This window comes from Rheinheimera sp. WS51 (assembly GCF_050936095.1).
Classification (GTDB): domain Bacteria; phylum Pseudomonadota; class Gammaproteobacteria; order Enterobacterales; family Alteromonadaceae; genus Alishewanella.
On the sequence record NZ_JBOTRC010000001.1, the window covers coordinates 114053 to 128336 of the forward strand.

15 protein-coding genes are annotated in these 14284 nt (G+C 39.9%); 6 read left to right on the forward strand and 9 right to left on the reverse strand.

The annotated features are described in order from the left end of the window. Window positions 1-90 precede the first annotated feature (90 nt). Window positions 91-873, forward strand: a complete 783-nt coding sequence (gene djlA, locus ACRCA4_RS00635; RefSeq protein WP_433182684.1) for a co-chaperone DjlA — start codon at window positions 91-93, stop codon at window positions 871-873. A gap of 5 nt (window positions 874-878) precedes the next feature. Here djlA and ACRCA4_RS00640 read toward each other — a convergent pair whose 3' ends face one another. The 5 genes from ACRCA4_RS00640 to rapA all read right to left on the reverse strand — a co-directional run bounded on the left by ACRCA4_RS00640 (window position 879) and on the right by rapA (window position 7111). Then, complete coding sequence (locus tag ACRCA4_RS00640; protein ID WP_433182687.1) at window positions 879-1649, reverse strand: DUF3530 family protein; 771 nt, start codon at window positions 1647-1649, stop codon at window positions 879-881. A 55-nt stretch (window positions 1650-1704) separates the two neighbouring features. Beyond that, a complete protein-coding gene (locus ACRCA4_RS00645; RefSeq protein ID WP_433182690.1) occupies window positions 1705-2067 on the reverse strand; it encodes a hypothetical protein in 363 nt (120 codons plus the stop codon). A 210-nt stretch (window positions 2068-2277) separates the two neighbouring features. Then, window positions 2278-3375, reverse strand: a complete 1098-nt coding sequence (locus ACRCA4_RS00650; protein ID WP_433182693.1) for an OmpA family protein — start codon at window positions 3373-3375, stop codon at window positions 2278-2280. 172 nt (window positions 3376-3547) lie between these two features. After that, window positions 3548-4201: a bifunctional tRNA pseudouridine(32) synthase/23S rRNA pseudouridine(746) synthase RluA gene (gene rluA / locus ACRCA4_RS00655; RefSeq protein ID WP_433182696.1), complete on the reverse strand. Its 654-nt coding sequence runs from the start codon at window positions 4199-4201 to the stop codon at window positions 3548-3550. Between the two features lie 6 nt (window positions 4202-4207). Next, window positions 4208-7111 (reverse strand): RNA polymerase-associated protein RapA, encoded by a 2904-nt coding sequence (gene rapA / locus ACRCA4_RS00660; protein ID WP_433182699.1) that lies wholly within the window; start codon window positions 7109-7111, stop codon window positions 4208-4210. Window positions 7112-7309: 198 nt separating this feature from the next. Here rapA and ACRCA4_RS00665 point away from each other — a divergent pair, with 198 nt between their 5' ends. Next, window positions 7310-8377 (forward strand): hypothetical protein, encoded by a 1068-nt coding sequence (locus ACRCA4_RS00665; protein ID WP_433182702.1) that lies wholly within the window; start codon window positions 7310-7312, stop codon window positions 8375-8377. Window positions 8378-8389: 12 nt separating this feature from the next. Here ACRCA4_RS00665 and ACRCA4_RS00670 read toward each other — a convergent pair whose 3' ends face one another. Further along, window positions 8390-9340, reverse strand: a complete 951-nt coding sequence (locus ACRCA4_RS00670) for a hypothetical protein (RefSeq protein ID WP_433182705.1) — start codon at window positions 9338-9340, stop codon at window positions 8390-8392. Window positions 9341-9345: 5 nt separating this feature from the next. Continuing rightward, entirely contained in the window at window positions 9346-10014 is a 669-nt protein-coding gene (locus ACRCA4_RS00675) for a choice-of-anchor H family protein (protein WP_433182708.1), read from the reverse strand. A gap of 84 nt (window positions 10015-10098) precedes the next feature. Here ACRCA4_RS00675 and ACRCA4_RS00680 point away from each other — a divergent pair, with 84 nt between their 5' ends. Beyond that, complete coding sequence (locus ACRCA4_RS00680; protein WP_433182711.1) at window positions 10099-10935, forward strand: RluA family pseudouridine synthase; 837 nt, start codon at window positions 10099-10101, stop codon at window positions 10933-10935. Window positions 10936-11192: 257 nt separating this feature from the next. Next, window positions 11193-11522 (forward strand): hypothetical protein, encoded by a 330-nt coding sequence (locus ACRCA4_RS00685; protein ID WP_433182713.1) that lies wholly within the window; start codon window positions 11193-11195, stop codon window positions 11520-11522. Here the strand turns inward: ACRCA4_RS00685 and ACRCA4_RS00690 are convergent. After that, complete coding sequence (locus ACRCA4_RS00690) at window positions 11519-11983, reverse strand: TerB family tellurite resistance protein (RefSeq protein ID WP_433182716.1); 465 nt, start codon at window positions 11981-11983, stop codon at window positions 11519-11521. The genes ACRCA4_RS00685 and ACRCA4_RS00690 overlap by 4 nt on opposite strands. Before the next feature lie 162 nt (window positions 11984-12145). Here ACRCA4_RS00690 and ACRCA4_RS00695 point away from each other — a divergent pair, with 162 nt between their 5' ends. Next, window positions 12146-12967 carry a zinc-dependent peptidase gene (locus ACRCA4_RS00695; protein ID WP_433182719.1) on the forward strand — a complete coding sequence of 274 codons (822 nt, stop codon included), beginning with the start codon at window positions 12146-12148 and terminating at the stop codon, window positions 12965-12967. A 2-nt stretch (window positions 12968-12969) separates the two neighbouring features. On the opposite strand, the gene ACRCA4_RS00700 is transcribed toward ACRCA4_RS00695, so the two are convergent. Then, window positions 12970-13155, reverse strand: coding sequence for a hypothetical protein (locus ACRCA4_RS00700; RefSeq protein WP_433182722.1), 186 nt, complete (start codon window positions 13153-13155; stop codon window positions 12970-12972). A gap of 141 nt (window positions 13156-13296) precedes the next feature. Between ACRCA4_RS00700 and ACRCA4_RS00705 the strand changes: the two genes are divergently transcribed. Next, a complete protein-coding gene (locus ACRCA4_RS00705; RefSeq protein ID WP_433182725.1) occupies window positions 13297-14265 on the forward strand; it encodes a calcium/sodium antiporter in 969 nt (322 codons plus the stop codon). The last annotated feature ends 19 nt before the right edge of the window (window positions 14266-14284 follow it).

Sequence of the window (14284 nt, forward strand, 5' to 3'; positions counted from 1 at the left end):
TAGAAATCCTGCTAATCCGATATAGTGCACAAGTGAATTCATTGATACAAAAGCGCATGTTTGTAGCATCTGGCCAAGAAGGATTTAAGCGTGTGGGGTAAAATTTTAGGCGGTTTATTTGGTTTAGCCTTATTTCGTATACCAGGTTTAGTGCTAGGCATTATGATAGGTCATTGGTTTGACAAGGCCTATAGCCAACAGTTTGAACAAAAAGGCGGCTTTAATAGCTTATTTGGTGAAAAATCAGATGAGCAGGCGCTTTTTCGTTATACGACCTTTGCTACTATGGGCCATATTGCTAAAGCAGCGGGGGTAGTAACTCCTGCTCATATTCAACAAGCAAGCCACTTTATGGCTCAGTTAGATTTAACAACAGAGCAAAAAAAAGAAGCGCAAGCGGCTTTTCGTGATGGTAAATTAGTTAGTTTTCCGCTAAGAAAACAGTTACTAGATTTTTATCAAGTATATCGTCGGCGTAAAGATGTATTACAATTATTTCTTGAAATTCAAATTAACACAGCCTTTGTTCAAGGCAAGATGTCTGATGGCCAGTATCAAATTTTGCACCAGGTCGCAGGCTATTTAAGTATCAGTTCAGTTCAGCTAGAGCAGCTATTACAGGTTTTCACTCATCAACATAAGCAACATCACCATAACCACAAAACAAATGTAAGTGATGCTTATAAGGTGTTAGGAGTTGACGCTTCAGTTAGCGATGCTAGCTTAAAGCGTGCTTATCGTAAGCTAATGTCACAACATCACCCAGATAAGTTGATGGCGCAAGGTGTTCCTGCTGAAATGTTAGAAGTAGCTAAGCGTAGAACCCAAGATATTCAAGCTGCGTATGAGCAAATTAAACGCTCTCGACACTGATATCGCTATAGCCCTATTGAAGTTAACCAGCCATATATTTCTTGTAATACCCAATACTGGTTATCGGCTTCGTAACCAGATCCTGTGATTAAACGCTGGCGATAAATTGCTTTAAATAGCTTGTCTACCAATTGTTGGCGTTGCTTCAACTGGCTTAATGCGAAATGATTATCCAAACTGCTGGTGATATCTAGCGTTGGGATTGCATGGCTTGCAATGGCTTGTGCCTGCTGGTTGTTCAAAGTGACATCAGGAAAATACGCACCTAAAATAATTAATGCTGATACTTCAGTCAGCTGTTGATTCGCATATAACTGATTAATAATTGCTGCGCTGGTGCCTTGTGCAATTATTAATACAGCACCTGGAGCCTGCTGAGCTTCATTAATTGCCGATTGCGTTCGTTGTTTAACTTGTTTTTGGTAAAGATCTACACTAACCGGATCAAAGAGATTGATAACCGGTGGCATGATGGATAATGTATTCCAGCCTAACTCTGGGAGACTCACTCGTAGAAAATTAATATATTTTGCACTGGCGGCATGTTCGTATAAATCCGGGACTAAAACGACAGTACCTTTTTGAAATCCTGTTTGGTAGGGGCGCTTTAATGCTAAAAAAGTAGGGTCTTGTCCAAGCAGCATCTGTTCATGCTCTGGAAACTGACGCTGTAGGTCGGCTTCTATAATAAGTGTACTAGCAAAGCTTGCAGGAAATAAAAAGGTTGCAAGACTAAAAATCAGGAGTAAAACGATACAATAAAACAGTTGCCGCATATCTATTCTTTATTTAAAAAGCCTATTGCAGATATCGGCGGCGTTAATTTTTTCTTTAATCTACTTGCGCCATCTCTGGCTCTTCCTGTGGAGCGCTTAAATACTTATTAAAAGTATATAAGGTTTGAGTTTTATATTTAAACTTTACGTAGGTAGGGTAGGTTTCAAGTATTTGGACATGGCTGTCTGGAGTTAATATAAAGCAATATTTTGTTGCTTTAAATTCGACCAACGCTCTTGCCATCTCTTGAAGCTGTTCATTTTCGGCTAAACGAGCCACTTCAGTTTCAAGATTACAAACATGGGAGTGAGCTAATAGATTGACTGTTGCTAATGGCAGTTGCTCAGCGAGAGTAGCAGGGCTAGATACTAGCGAAAGTAATGATACTAAAAATAATGGGCGTTTAGACTTTAACATTATTACTCCAAGGCTGCCGGCTGTTGTCAGAGTGTTATGACTGACACTGGCAAATAATGATTAATATACTGTAGTAAATCGCTGCTTATTTTTGCAACTGTATTGCATCCTACCATAGCTTTTTAGGCCTGACAGCTCTTATTTCTGGCAAGAAATTCAGAAAATAAAAAAGCCGCTGGAATTCAGCGGCTTTGGTTAATAAAAAATTAATTAACGTAATACTGGCTCTTTAATTTTAGCAGTTACTTTAGCCTCGATACGTTGGTTAGCACGGTGCGCAGCACGAGTGTTTCCTTCAACGCGAGGTTTAGTGACACCATAACCAACAGAGCTGATGCGTGACTCTGCAATGTTAAAGTCTTGCTTTAACATTTTCGCAACAGCGTCAGCACGACGTTGTGATAACTTCATGTTATAAGCTGGGTTACCAATGTTAGAGGCATGACCTTCAATGGCAACGGTAGACTCAGGGAAGCGTTGCATAAATGCACCTAAGCTTTGTACATCAAAACGTTGATCAGCTGGAACAACTGCAGAGTCAAAGCCGAAACGAACTTCGATATCTACATCACCAACAGCAGCCATTTTTTCAACATAAATAGTACAGCCATCTGGTCCAACTTTATGATTAGCGGCCGTATTTGGACACTTATCATCTTTGTCATTAATGCCGTCATTGTCTGAGTCAACAACTTTTACGACTACAGGTTTCTCAACCACTTTAACCGGAGTCGGCGCTGGTGCAGGAGCTGGAGCCGGAGCAGCTTTTTCTGCTACTGAACCAAATAAATAACTAACGCCTAGTTTAATACCAGCATCTGCGTAACTTTCATCAATACCTTGATAGCGGTTAGCTTCTGCAAATAAGGCTACATTTTGATTAAAGAAATGTTTATAGCCAAGACCTAGGTTTACTGCAGTAGTTGTTTGCGCAGCATCAAAACGCTTTAAACCACCGACAATATACACAGATGGCATTTGAGAAATATGATACATAGCATCAAAACCAATACGGTTACCGTTAACATCAGTACCGTCTAATTTAGACTCCATTTCTAAACGAGCATATTCAGCACGTAGTGCCCAAGTCTCATTTAAATAATAACCAAGTTCAATTCCGTAACCCCAATCTTTAGTCATGTAATCCCAAGCCGCTGATTCAGTTTTATCAGTATCAGGCATGTAATATTCTGTAAATATTGAACCAAAAACACGTTTTTCTTTATCAACATCGGCAGCGTTCGCAGCAAAAGAGCCTAACAGAGGCAAAGTGGCGGCAATGGCGACACATAATTTGTTTAGTTTCATCCATATCTCCTTGGGTAGATTTATTATATCGATACTATTATACAGTAAAGATTAAAGTGTTTCTGTAAAAATAGTATAAATCAGATACTTTTCAATAATATTTACAATATTATACTAAGTAAATGAATGCGAGATTAATAAATATCAAGCCTGAGTATTATTTAAATAAAATTTAAAAAGGACAAGGACATGTAAATTGCATTTTTTTATTAGAGCTTGGATGCCTAATAGTTAATGCTTCTGCATGTAATTGGAGCCGATTGGCTTTAGTAAAGGCGGCTTGGTGTGCGTAAAATTTATCGCCTAATATAGGATGACCAAGCCATTGCATATGCACCCTCAATTGATGCGAACGACCCGTTATTGGCGTAAGCAATATTCGACTAGAATCTTGGTTTTGACTGATAACTTGATAATGGGTTAATGAGGGTTTGCCATGCTGGTAGCAGACCTTCTGCTTTGGCCTGTTAGGCCAGTCACATATCAAAGGTAAGTCTATGCTGCCGCTATTTGCGGCGAGTTGGCCCCACACATTGGCAATATAATGCTTTTGGGTTTCACGTAGTTGAAACTGCCAGTTTAGCTGGCGTTGGCTATCGGCAGTTAGTGCCATAATAACTATGCCTGAGGTCGACATATCAAGTCGATGTACTAGCCGTATCTCAGGCCAAACCAAACGAGCACGATATTCTAAGCTATCTTTATGCTCAATGGCTTTACCCGGCACGGTTAATAAGCCGCTAGGTTTATTAAACACCACCAACTGCTGATCTTGGTAAATAATATCCAGATAAGGCTCGGTTGGTGGTGAATAGATAAAGTTCATCAACAATTATTCGCCAGTAACAACAATTAAGCGTAAAGCATCTAGTTTTAAACGCGCCTTGCTAACATAGTCTACTAATTGTTGCTTTTGCTCTAATACCGCATCCACTTCATCAGCTCGTACTGAAGGGTTGAGTTCTCGCAAGGCTGTTAAGCGCTGATGTTGCTGGCTAAGTTGCTCGGTTACTAGCTGCTGCGCTTGTTGTTGTACTTGTGCTAACTGTTGTTCTGCTACCTTATTTGCTTGGTTAATAAGTGGGTGAATTAAGCTTTGTAAGGCATTAACTAATTTAGAGCCGGTTTGCCGACCTACTGGCTTTAATTGCTTATTTAATTGCTCAAAACTGACTTTGTCTGACAAATTATTTGCAGACTTGTCTAATAAAACGCGAATAGGCGTGGCTGGTAAATAGCGGTTTAGCTGTGATTGAGCAGGCGCACTCGCTTCAACGATAAAATTAAACTCGACAAAGTAACTACCTGCAGGGAGTGCTTTATTCACTAATATCGCAACTGAACTATTACCTTGCGGCTCTGTTGTCAGTAAGTCTAAGGTGCCACGAACCATGGGGTGATCCCAAGTGAGTAGCTGAATATCTTCTTGTGCTAAGGCGGTTGCTCTATCGAATGTTACGGTAGTACCATCTTCTGCTAAGCCTGGGTAGTTACACTGCATATGATCGCCTGGCGTCAGTACTATGCTGGTGTCACTGTGATCATCTTGATTAACACCAAACATGTCCCAAGCTTTAAGCATTAACATTGGCAGTTCTGTGGCGTCATCTTGTTTACCTATAGTGCTTGCTAATTGTTGAGCAGCACTGCCACCACCAGAGTTAATTTCAAGCAATAAGTCTCGGCCTTGCTCTAGTTGTAATTTTAACGCTTGGTTCGCTTGAGCTGTTTCTGCAATCAGGATGCTAGCAGCTTGCTGATCAATATTATTACTGGCTAATAAGGCATGGAGTTGGTTGGCAAATTGTTCAAAAATAACCCGACCGGTTTGGCAAGTTTGATTAAAAGCATTTAAGCCTTGATCATACCATTGCATTAATAGCTGTTGGGCTTGGTCGACAAAATAAGGAATATGAATTTGAATATCGGCAGTTTGACCAATACGATCTAAACGGCCAATTCGCTGCTCGAGTAAGTCTGGATTTAAAGGTAAATCAAATAATACTAGATGATGAGCAAATTGGAAGTTTCGACCTTCACTGCCAATTTCTGAACATAACAATAACTGTGCCGCGTAATCATCTTGGGCAAAGTAGGCTGCGGCTTTATCGCGTTCAACAATAGTCATACCTTCATGAAACACTGCTGCTCGAATGCCTTCTTGAGTTCTTACTGCTTCTTCTAAAGCGATTGTTGTCGCTGCATTGGAGCAAATAAGTAAAAACTTTTCATGCTTGTGTGTTTTAAGCAGTTGCAGTAGGTAATCTACTCTTGGGTCAAATTGACACCAGCTAGCGCTTGGATCTAAAGCTTGAAATATATGCTCTGGAAATAAATTAGCTTCTGCTTGCTGCGCTAATGTTAGGTTGCCATTTAGACTATGATGTACCTTTAATGCGGTTGTGTACTGCTCAGGTAGTGTTAAACCTGTTAGTTGCGGTTGCCTCTGTGGGAAGCCTTTAACGCTGGCTCGGCTATTTCTAAATAAAATACGGCCGGTACCGTGCCGGTCAAGTAATTGTTCTAATATTTGCTGGCGCGCTAGCTGCTGTTGCTCGCTATCACTTGCATTTAATTGGTTTAACTCGTTACTAATATCTTGCTCACTAATGCACTGTTTTAATTCTTCAATTTCAGTGGCACTGATGGCTTCATCACCTAATAACGGTTTAGCAATAGTGGCAATATGCTGATAGTTTTTTTCTTCTGTAACAAATTGCTCGTAGCTATGAAAACGATTAGGATCAAGTAGCTTTAAGCGGGCAAAGTGGCTTTGGTGGCCTAACTGATCTGGGGTTGCGGTAAGTAAGATTAACCCTGCTGTTTTTTCTGCTAATTCGCTGATCCGCAAATAATCTTCACTTGGTGCATCTGGTTGCCACTGTAAATGATGCGCCTCATCGACGACTAATAAATCCCACTGACTTTCAAGTGCTTGCTGATGCCATTTTGCAGAATTCTTTAAGAAGTTTAAGCTGCACAGTACCAGTTGCTCGGTATCAAATGGATTAGCGGTGTCTAAACTGGCTTGCTCACAACGCTCTTGATCAAAAATGGCAAAGTGTAAATTAAAACGACGCAGCATTTCTACTAACCATTGGTGCTGTAATGTTTCAGGCACAACAATAAGCACTCTACTTGCTAAACCGCTAATCAGTTGTTGATGGATAATTAAACCTGCTTCAATCGTTTTGCCTAAGCCAACTTCATCGGCAAGTAAAACACGTGGTGCATGACGTTTAGCCACGGTATTGGCAATATGTAATTGGTGCGGGATTAAGCTAATACGAGCGCCAACTAAACCTTGTAGTGGATTTTGTTGTTGTTGATGTATTTGCTGCCATGCTTGATAACGTAAGGTAAACCAGTCAAAGCGATCAATTTGGCCCGCAAATAAACGATCTTGAGGCTTATTAAAGCTAATAAAATGGTCAAGAAAAGTTTCGCGTAACTCAATGTACTCGTCGGTATCGTTGCGCTGACCACAATAAATCAAGTTGTCATGCTGTTGCTTAATGGCGCTGACTAATACTTTAAAACCATCAGCACTACTGACTTCATCGCCAACATTAAAGGCAACACGGGTAAGAGGGGCTTCGGCTTGTGCATAATAGCGTGTTTCGCCACTAGCAGGGAACAGTAAGGTTAACATGCGGCCTTCAAGGGCCACTATGGTGCCTAAGCCTAAATCTGATTCTGTATCACTAATCCAACGCTGACCAAGAGCAAACTTCATTACATACCATATCAACAAAAAATCGGGGCGCTATAGTACTAAAAATACAGCCGAACTGCACCTAGTATTACGCAATAAAAGACTTGCATTTTATTAGATGAAAAGTCATTAAAACTCGCTGTAAAATTGACTTATCAGCCTGTTCAACTAGGCTAATTGAGGAGTTCTCACCTTTGTCTTATATGCATAAGGAGTTGCATGAAAAACCCTGTTTATCTTGAATATCAACGAGCTAAATTGTTAGGCGTTATTCTAATTGTTGGCTTGTCTGTTTTAGGGGCCTTGAGTCATTATTTAAGAGCGGTTGATGACGGTGTAATAAAAACTAAGCAGCAACTTAATACGGCTAGTAGTCAGTTAAATGAAAAGTTTAATGCTCTGCAGAGTTATGCGACAGCATTACAAAGTACGGCTCAGTTAAAATTACTTGCAGTTCGTCCTATCGTAGATGCTGAAGTTGCCGTATTGTCATTCAGTGATGCTCAAACAATTAAGATTGCTTTAGATGATGAGCAAGATCCTTTTTTTATTGAAGCTAATATGTTGCAGCAACTGCAACCTTATTTTGATTTGATTTCGCAAGTGCAGCCTTTTATAAGTAATATTTATTATGTTTCTGAACAAAATGTTGCTTTTAATGGTTTATCACGCTGGCCAGATTATATTGCTGAACAGATGCTAAGTTGGCATAGTGGTTTTGTTAAAAGCCAGTCTTTTAATCGAGAAAATATTTTTCATTCGACATTTATTCAGCAACAGTCGTTATTGCAAGTTCCATTATATGAAAATGATAAAATATTAGGCCGATTTTTATTTGCTTTAGATTTAAAGTCTTTATTAAAACCGGTTTATTCCTTATATCCACAAAATGATTTAATGTTATTAGATCAAGCAGGTAATTTAATTGCTAATTCAACCTCACGAGCTTTACCTGAAATTGAGCAACAGATGATGCATGTGCAAAGATTAACTAATACGCCTTGGTCTTTAGCGATTCTTGCACCTAAAACCAGCTTATTTGCCTCTGGTTTTAAAGTGTTCATTATTCACTTTATCAGTTACTTAGTTTTATTGTCATTATTATTCAGTTTAATGAATTACCGATTTAAACGTAGAGTGGTTTCACCTATTAATAGGCTATTTATTCATATTGAACGCTTAGCCAGCAGTGATACCGATGGCGTAAGGCATATTCCGCTGGGATGGAATGATATTTTTGATAAGGTGTACCGGTTAACTCAGCAGAATAACTCTAAGCAGCAATGATTATAGCTGAAGTTAAAATACCCTATAGTCACTAGGCCCATTTTGAATATAGGTTTTATACTCTGAACTTATTTTACCTACTTGTAGCTGGGCAGGGCCGGTGGCATCGACAAGCACATAAAGCTGACCTGCTATTAACGCTGTTTCGTCTTCGTCTTTTGGCTTAATGGCAACAGCAAGTAGGGCATGGTTAGGCGGATAGATAAAAGCGAGCTTTATTTTGGGAAACATTATCTTAATTAAAGTGGCTAATAATACCGCTTTACTATCACAGTCACCGCGATTCTCAGCTAATAGCTTTAAAGGTACATTAAAACTTGAACCGCTAGAGTGCTGCCTATCGGTTAAGTCTTGATAAGGTATCTGTTGCAACCAATTGCTGATATAAGCCAGCATTTGCCGTGGGGTTAGATCAGGCTGCTGCTGTTTTATTGCTGAGGCTACAGGCGCTAAGTCTGTTAAGCTGTCTAAGACGATTCTTACATGATCAGGTATTATGCTAGGTTGGCCATAAGCGAAACGAAATTGGGTGTAATACATCTGCGCTAAATAGTGAGCTTCTCGTTCAGTAGCTAAGGCTGTGAGTTCATTACTTAGCTGCTTTATTAATTCAGGATCTTGGCCTTTTATTTGGTAGCGCAAAGCCGAGAGAGCATTTAAGCGCTGCAACTTTATACCAGGATAACTCGCTGCATGTTGTTGCAGGTCTCGCCAAATATATTGCTGAATATAAGTAGGTTGATAACGCCTAAATTGACGAAAGTGCTCAGCAACAGTTAGGTTGCTAAGGCTAAACTGTAAGCGTTCTAATTTATTTTGATAATGAAATAAATAACTAAACTGCTGGCTTTGTTCTTGGGATGTTATTTTTATTTGTAAAGGTGCGGTTGCCATAGAGCTAAATGGCAACCAGCAAGCAATAAGACTACTACAGAAAATGCGGCGAGCTAAAATTACATTCATTCAATTTAGACTAGTTTGCGACGTATACATAGCAAGCTTAAGCCGAATAAAGCAACTATGCCAGTGCTACCTGCTGCAACGCCAACACTGACAGAGCTATTAGGAAATCTATTATCTCGTTGGTAATCCTCCAACGGCAATAAATCTAGGTTAATATCGTCATATCCAGAGATTTCCGCGACTAAATAGCCGCTATTCGCATCAAATAGGCGTATGGTGAGTAAGTACTCGTCGCGAGGATAATCTTGCTCTAAAATAGTATCAATCGCTAGCCAATCTTCGCTGCTTTCACCATATAACTCAAAAATTGAGCTGGTATAGAAAATATATTCATCACCATAACTCGATTTTAGACTAAATTCGGCAAACACTTGAGTATATGGCTCGAACGTATCTGCATCTATTTCAACTTCTAAGCGGTGATAAAATCCATTATTATTAATATCACGGCTAAGATATAAGTCTACACTGTGAAACCAAACATAACTCTCATAAGCTTGGCTCACTACTTTTGCTGGACCTTTAGTTGGCTTTTTTAGCTGCATTGCTTGGTTTAATTGGCTTATATCGGGAGCGCCAAACCGTTCTGTTGTGGTCGATTTAGCTTGCTCAGTACTATAGGCTGGTGCCGCTAACACCGTAAACAATACGATAGATAACAGTATGTTTTTCATATCAGTGTCTCCATTTGCTTTGATACTATTACAGGCTAATGGCATGAATATTGGCTGAATTGACTGTAAATAATAGGTAAAGAGATGAAATTAGTACGTTGCTTGACGGCAGAGCAAACCACAACCGCTATCGATTTATTAGCAACAGCATTACCAGAATTATCAAAAGGGCGGATAAAAGATGCTATGGCTAAAGGCGCTGTCTTGCTGAATAGCAAACCTAAAAAACGCTTAAGGCGAGCCCAAACAAAACTACAGCCAGGCCAGAAACTAGACATTCATTATGATGACGTTTTGTTGCAACGCCAATGTGATAATGCTGAATTATTACATGATATGAAAGGCTATAGTATATGGTTTAAACCTGCGGGTATGTTGTCGCAAGGTAATGAATGGGGCGATCATCTCGCCTTGTTGCGTGCAGTAGAGTTGCATTTTCAGCATAAAAGACAGGTATTTTTATTGCATCGCTTAGATAGAGAAGCCAGCGGTATAGTAATACTGGCGCATTCAAAAAAAATGGCTGCCGCCTTTAGTAATATGATTGCTCGCCATGAAATTGATAAATTTTATCAAATCGCGGTTAGAGGGCAGCTAACATTAGAGTTACAGCAACAGGCAAAAATTAATTTGCCGCTAGATGGTAAAGTTTGTGAAACGCAATTTACCGATGTGATATATGAACCAGAATTAAATCAAAGTAAGCTGCAAGTGAAGCTGATATCGGGCCGTAAACACCAAATACGTCGTCATTTTGCTGAAGTTGGCCATCCCGTTATGGGCGACCCTATGTATGGTAGCAATAATAAAGATGGCAATGGCTTAGCCTTACAAGCCGTAGGTGTAGACTTTATTTGTCCGCAATCTAAGCAAAAACAAAGTATTAGATTACCAGAGCAGTTAAAGCATATTTCAGTGTAGCCTTATGCATTATAGCTTAAGTTGAACCGGCCATTTTTGCTCGGCTTAGCCTATTAATGTTAATTCAATTTATTAAAAACGCCGATAAATAATAGCCAAAGCATTGTAATTGGCTCAAGGTGGATATATTAAGGTTAGTTCAGGTGCCGCTCAGTGTTAACTGTTACACTTAAACAACCTAGCCGCCTAATTTAGTCATTAAAGTGTCGTTAAACAGTTTTGATTTTTAGCGGCACATACAAACAGCCGAGGTAATTATGTTTTCATCATCTTTTAAGCGACAGACGAGTCAGTGGCAGCAAGCTTTTGCTCAGCGCCAAGCTGCAGGACCGCTGCAAAAGTTATTCGCTTGGCTAATGTTAGGTGTGCTTTTAGTGCTCGGTGCGGGTTTATTGCTATTTATGTTATTGCTTAGCTGGATAGTGATCCCTGTTATGTTATTTAAACACCGAGCGAAAATGAAAGCCTGGCAACAACGGCAACAGCAAGCCCGAGGCGAACATTCAGCTGATTTCTCAACTGATGACTCAGCTCAGCAGGGACCTACTGTTATTGAAGGTGAAGTGTTAAATAAAAAACAAGATTAGCTATTAACTGCTTTTAGTTTAGCCTGAATATAATCGCTATGGCGAATAAAGAGTAAATCCGCTATTTTGCGCAACATCGCCTCTTCGTTAGGATCTAACTCCTTGTCTATATAGGCCTGCAGCCACAGTTGCTCAATTAAATCTAGCCGAGTATCGTAACTTAATTGTTTTAACTCTTTGGTAAATTCATGCAAAGACACTGCATCATCTGCCCGTTTTATGGCTTGCTGGCAAACTTCTTTTGCCTCTGCTGCGGTTAATGCTAGTTCGGTCTGCAAATAGTGCTCGACAAGGGCGGTTTCTTCATTGCCAAGTGAGAAGTCGGCATTAGCTAACATTAACATTAAAGAGACACTAGCAAATTGTTCGCTACTCAAGCCAGATACCGTCTTGTGCTGATTGCTAGAAGAGGCTTCAGTGCCACTAAGGTTATCAAGTAACGTTTTAAATAATTGCAGCATAAATTTTCCTGTTTTACTACTTTAAGGGCCTGAATTAGAGCCTAGATTATATATTTAGTTACATAAACTCTGCATGAACTTGTATTTACTCCGTTTTAGCCGCATTAACTCTGTAATACGTTAATACTGCATTGGAATAAGCAGCATCTTTAGGGGTAACTTTTGGCTATTTTTATTACCTCAGTAATTGGTTTTGTTATTATTGGCTTTATACTCTTGTTACCGCAATGGCAGCGTTATAAACGCCAGCGTTTAATGGCTCAGCCTTTCCCTGCTGCTTGGCGGAAAATTCTTAAACAACGGGTGCCTTTTTATCACTCACTCCCTACAGATCTTCAATTACAGTTAAAACAGCATATCCAAGTTTTTATTGCTGAAAAGCAATTTATAGGATGTGCAGGGCTTACAGTAACAGATGAAATGAGAGTAACAATAGCGGCGCAAGCCTGTTTGTTGTTATTTAATCGGCCTAATTATTATTACCCTAAGCTAAAGCAAATTTTAATCTATCCCAGTGCCTTTATCGTTAAAGGGCCTCAGCGTGATGGAGCCGGTGTTATGCATCAGCAGCAGCGTTTATTATCAGGCGAGTCGTGGGGGTTAGGTAAAGTGATTTTAAGTTGGTCTGATACCAAGCAAGGTGCGGCAGATCCTAGCGATGGCCGAAATGTAGTTATTCATGAGTTTGCTCATCAGTTAGATCAGGAAAAAGGGATGGCGACAGGTGCGCCATTATTAGAGCGAAGCACAGATTATCAGCAATGGTCAAAGGTGTTAGCAGCAGAATTTAGTCAATTACAACAGCAAGTCGCGTTGGGGGAAGCCAGTTTATTTGATGCCTATGGTGCAACAAATCCTGCCGAGTTTTTTGCCGTGATTTCTGAAGTGTTTTTTGAGCAACCCCAAGCGTTTTTTGCTCAGCATAAAAAGCTATATCAACAGTTAAGTCGGTTTTATCGAATAAACCCTCTTAGCTGGCGCTAGGTTTAGAAACCATCGGGCCAAAATAAAGCACGTAATACCTGTAACGCAACCATCACAATAAGCAAAGGCACAATAAAGGCGCTAATTTTACTGGGCTTAGTCTCGCCTTTGTTAGCAAATTTTTCGGTTAGGCTAACAAGAGCAATTAAGCTAACAAATAAAACCGCTAAAATAATTAATAAAGTCACAATATTCTCAATGTTGCTTTGACAGAAGCTAGGCTATGTAGCTTAGCGGTAAAAAGCTGGCAAAAGCAAGCTATCAAGACTGTGCCATACTTTTGCATCGTGCTATGCTGCGCGCATTTGAGCAAGATAATAGGATGGGTGATGTTATTAGCAATTTTAGCATTAGTTGCTGGGTTAGCGTTATTAGTTTGGAGTGCCGATAAGTTTGTTGATGGGGCGGCTGCAACTGCAGGTTATGCCGGTATGCCACCTTTATTAATTGGTATGGTCGTTGTTGGCTTTGGTACTTCAGCACCTGAGATGGTGGTATCTGCTATTGCTGCTTTAGATGGCAATCCCGCTTTGGCGATTGGTAATGGTTATGGCTCAAATATCACCAATATTGCGTTAATTATTGGCTTAGTTGCGCTAATTAGCCCTATAGCTGTCAATTCTCAAGTGGTTCGCAAAGAGCTACCTATTTTAATGTTAATTACTTTATTTGCCGGTTGGCAGCTGTACGACGGTTACCTAAGTCGAGCTGATGCTTGGGGTTTGTTAGCGGTGTTTTTTGCTGTTATGGGCTGGTCAATATGGCAAGGTATGCGAAATGCAAAAGACGATTATAGCGCCCAGTCTGATGCGGAATTTAGTGAAACTAACTTGTCATTAAAACAAGCTCTCTTTTGGTTGGTTGTCGGCTTAGTTTTATTGGTTGTCGCCTCAAGATTAGTGGTATTTGGCGCCGTATTTATTGCCCAAAGTTTAGGGGTTAGCGATCTTGTTATTGGTTTAACCGTAGTGGCTATTGGCACTTCTTTACCCGAGCTTGCGGCCTCGCTTATAGCAATAAAAAAAGGAGAGCATGACTTAGCCTTAGGTAATGTCATTGGCTCTAATCTTTTTAATACTCTTGCCGTTGTAGGTATTGCAGCAGCAATAAAACCAATGTCACTGGATTCGGTTGTACTTAGCCGAGATTGGGCATTAATGACCGGATTAACAGCAGCGTTATTTATCATGGGCTATGGTTATAAAAAGCAAGGGCGTATTAATCGTTTACATGGGGCGTTATTGCTAATGGTTTATATTGGCTATAGTGGTTATTTAGTGAGTACCGTTATCCTTTAATGTTGTAGTGTACTACAGT

Coding starts and splice junctions, on each gene's coding strand:
- ACRCA4_RS00705 (WP_433182725.1), top strand. CDS start 13,297: ATGTTATTAGCAATTTTAGCATTAGTTGCTGGGTTAGCGTTATTAGTT.
- ACRCA4_RS00640 (WP_433182687.1), bottom strand. CDS start 1,649: ATGCGGCAACTGTTTTATTGTATCGTTTTACTCCTGATTTTTAGTCTT.
- ACRCA4_RS00675 (WP_433182708.1), bottom strand. CDS start 10,014: ATGAAAAACATACTGTTATCTATCGTATTGTTTACGGTGTTAGCGGCA.
- ACRCA4_RS00685 (WP_433182713.1), top strand. CDS start 11,193: ATGTTTTCATCATCTTTTAAGCGACAGACGAGTCAGTGGCAGCAAGCT.
- ACRCA4_RS00645 (WP_433182690.1), bottom strand. CDS start 2,067: ATGTTAAAGTCTAAACGCCCATTATTTTTAGTATCATTACTTTCGCTA.
- ACRCA4_RS00665 (WP_433182702.1), top strand. CDS start 7,310: ATGAAAAACCCTGTTTATCTTGAATATCAACGAGCTAAATTGTTAGGC.
- ACRCA4_RS00670 (WP_433182705.1), bottom strand. CDS start 9,340: ATGAATGTAATTTTAGCTCGCCGCATTTTCTGTAGTAGTCTTATTGCT.
- ACRCA4_RS00690 (WP_433182716.1), bottom strand. CDS start 11,983: ATGCTGCAATTATTTAAAACGTTACTTGATAACCTTAGTGGCACTGAA.
- ACRCA4_RS00650 (WP_433182693.1), bottom strand. CDS start 3,375: ATGAAACTAAACAAATTATGTGTCGCCATTGCCGCCACTTTGCCTCTG.
- ACRCA4_RS00680 (WP_433182711.1), top strand. CDS start 10,099: ATGAAATTAGTACGTTGCTTGACGGCAGAGCAAACCACAACCGCTATC.
- rapA (WP_433182699.1), bottom strand. CDS start 7,111: ATGAAGTTTGCTCTTGGTCAGCGTTGGATTAGTGATACAGAATCAGAT.
- rluA (WP_433182696.1), bottom strand. CDS start 4,201: ATGAACTTTATCTATTCACCACCAACCGAGCCTTATCTGGATATTATT.